2 protein-coding genes and 1 pseudogene are annotated in these 2,628 nt (G+C 75.0%); all 3 read right to left on the bottom strand.

All coding sequences use genetic code 11. The annotated features are described in order from the left end of the window. Positions 1-87: 87 nt before the first annotated feature. The gene (locus tag K6I33_RS34230; protein ID WP_229358700.1) at positions 88-1,026 is read right to left on the bottom strand and encodes an N-acetylneuraminate synthase family protein; all 939 of its coding nucleotides are present in this window, start codon (positions 1,024-1,026) and stop codon (positions 88-90) included. 61 nt (positions 1,027-1,087) lie between these two features. Further along, positions 1,088-2,389: an acylneuraminate cytidylyltransferase gene (locus K6I33_RS34225; protein ID WP_229358699.1), complete on the bottom strand. Its 1,302-nt coding sequence runs from the start codon at positions 2,387-2,389 to the stop codon at positions 1,088-1,090. A gap of 14 nt (positions 2,390-2,403) precedes the next feature. After that, positions 2,404-2,628 (bottom strand): annotated as a pseudogene (locus tag K6I33_RS34220) (hypothetical protein); the annotation flags it as partial.

Genomic DNA, 2,628 nt, shown 5'->3' with positions numbered 1-2,628 from the left:
GGTCCCGGAGGCGGCGGACGGGAGCCTCCGCCGCCTCCGGGACCGGTCCGTCGGCCGGCCCCTCGGGTGGGGTCACGGCCGGGCCCGTCAGACCGCGACGGGTTCGCGGTCGTCCGCCTCGGCGACGACGCCCGCGACCCGGCGCAGCTTGCGCATCGGCCCCAGCTCGCTGTCGTACACCCGCTTGACCCCGTCGCCCAGCGACTCCTCCACGACGCGGATGTCGCGCACGAGCCGGCTCAGTCCGCCGGGTTCGACGGACGCGGCCTGGTCGGAGCCCCACATGGCGCGGTCGAGGGTGATGTGGCGCTCGACGAAGGCGGCGCCGAGGGCGACGGCGGCGAGAGTGGTCTGGAGGCCCGTCTCATGGCCGGAGTAGCCGATGGGGACGTTGGGGTACTCGGCCATCAGGGTGTTGATCACCCGGAGGTTGAGCTCGGCGGCCTTGGCCGGGTAGGTCGAGGTCGCGTGGCAGAGCACGATGTTGTCGCTGCCGAGCACCTCGACGGCGTGCCGGATCTGCCTGGGCGTGGACATCCCGGTGGAGAGGATCACCGTGCGGCCGGTGGCGCGCAGGGCGCGCAGCAGCTCGTCGTCGGTGAGGGAGGCGGAGGCCACCTTGTGGGCCGGGACGCCGAACTTCTCCAGGAACGCGACGGACTCGGTGTCCCAGGGCGAGGCGAACCAGGCGATGCCGCGCTTCTCGCAGTGCTCGGCGATGGCGCGGTACTCGTCCTCGCCGAATTCCACCCGGTGGCGGTAGTCGATGTACGTCATCCGGCCCCACGGCGTGTCGCGCTCCAGGTCCCACTGGTCGCGCGGGGTGCAGGTCTCGGGGGTGCGCTTCTGGAACTTCACGGCGTCGCAGCCGGCGTCGGCGGCGGCGTCGACGAGGGCGAGGGCGGTGTCGAGGTCGCCGTTGTGGTTGATGCCGATCTCGCCCGTGACGTAGACGGGGTGCCCGGGGCCGACGGGCCGGTCGCCGAGGAGCCGGGTGCGGGTTCCGCTGCGCGGTGCTGGGTTCATGACGGGGCGGTTCCTTTGGTGACGGGGAGGGAGGGAGTGAGGGAAGGGAGCGAGGGAGGAGTCAGGCGGTGGTGCCGAGGTCTTCGCCGAGGAGCCAGGTGGCGATCTCGCGGACGGCGCCGCGGCCGCCCCGGGCGGAGGTCACGGCACGGGCGGCGGCGCGTACGGTGCCGTGGGCGTCGGCGACGGCCACGGGCCAGCCGACGAGGCCCAGGCAGGGCAGGTCGTTGACGTCGTTGCCGGCGTAGAGCACCCGCTGGGGGTCGATGCCGTGCTCCTGGCACCACTGCTTGAGCGACACGTCCTTGCGCTCGCTGCCGTGGATCACGGGCACACGGAGCTTGCGGCTGCGCGCGGCGACGACGGGGTTGGTCTCGGTGGACAGGATCAGCACCGCCAGCCCCGCCCGGCGCAGCGCGGCGACGCCGAGGCCGTCCCCTCGGTGGACGGCGACGAGCTCGCGCCCGTCGGCGTCGATGAGGACGCGGTCGTCGGTCTGGGTGCCGTCGAAGTCGAGGACGACGGCGTCGACGTCCTCGCGGCGCGGCAGGGCGGCGGGGGCGGTGTCGAGCAGGGGCGCGAGGGCCCGGGCGCGGGCGAGGTCGTGCGGGTCGTCGATCTCCAGGACGCGGGAGGGGTCGGTGCGGACGAGTTCGGTGCGGCCGAAGAAGCGGTGCCGGTTCTGGCGGAAGCCGGTGGCTTCCATGGCGTAGGCGGCGCCGGTTTCGAGGAGGTCCTGGGGGCGGTCCTGGCGGCGCGGGCGGACCGTCTTGTCGTGGTTGACCCCGGTCCCGCCCCTTCCCGTAACCGGGGGCTCCGCCCCCGCGCCCCGGGACGGGTGCGGCACCGTCGTCCGGTTGTGCCCACCCGTTCCGCCCTGCGGAACGCCTGCCCACAACCGGGTTGCGGCCTCATCCCGCCACACGAAGCCGTGGAACGGGGCCACCGTCAGCGCCGTGTCCGCTCCGCCCTCTACGACAGCGGCGGCCACCCCCTCCACGTCCTCCGTCGTGAGGAACGGGCTGGTGCACTGCACCAGGAGCACCGTGCCCACCGGCACCCCCCGCATCGCCTCGTACGCGTCCATCGCGTGGAGCAGCGCCGCCTCGCTCGTCGCGGTGTCCCCGGCGATCGCGGCGGGCCGCTGGACGACCTCCGCGCCCGCGGCGCGGGCGGCGGCCGCGACGGCCGGGTCGTCCGTCGAGACGACGACGTCGGTGACCAGGCGTGCCGCCCGGCAGGCGCGGACCGCGCGGGCGACGAGCGGGACGCCGCCGACGGGGGCGAGGTTCTTGCCGGGCACCCCCTTGGAACCGCCGCGGGCGGGGATAACGGCCAGGACGGCCGGTGGGGCGGACGACATGGTGTACTCCTCGGTCACAGTTCCCCCAGCCGGCGGATGACGGGCGCCACGCGCTGCACACCGTGCCGGTACGCCCCGCGCGCGGCTTCCCGGAGGGCGTTCCGGGTGGCGCGGCGCAGCGCGCTCTCCTCGCGGCCGGGTGCGGGCGGCTCGCGCAGGGGGCGGCCCTCGGGGTCGAAGCCGTGGCGGGCGAGGATGCCGGGGAGGTAGCCGGGGGCGGTCTCCGCCGTGTAGTAGGG

Source organism: Streptomyces sp. UNOB3_S3 (assembly GCF_020740895.1).
In the GTDB taxonomy this organism is placed as follows: domain Bacteria; phylum Actinomycetota; class Actinomycetes; order Streptomycetales; family Streptomycetaceae; genus Streptomyces.
This window is presented reverse-complemented; position numbering and strand designations above follow the sequence as displayed.

Bases quoted from the DNA above. Each gene is read 5' to 3' on its own strand.
- K6I33_RS34230 (WP_229358700.1), bottom strand. From the start codon at position 1,026: ATGAACCCAGCACCGCGCAGCGGAACCCGCACCCGGCTCCTCGGCGAC.
- K6I33_RS34225 (WP_229358699.1), bottom strand. From the start codon at position 2,389: ATGTCGTCCGCCCCACCGGCCGTCCTGGCCGTTATCCCCGCCCGCGGC.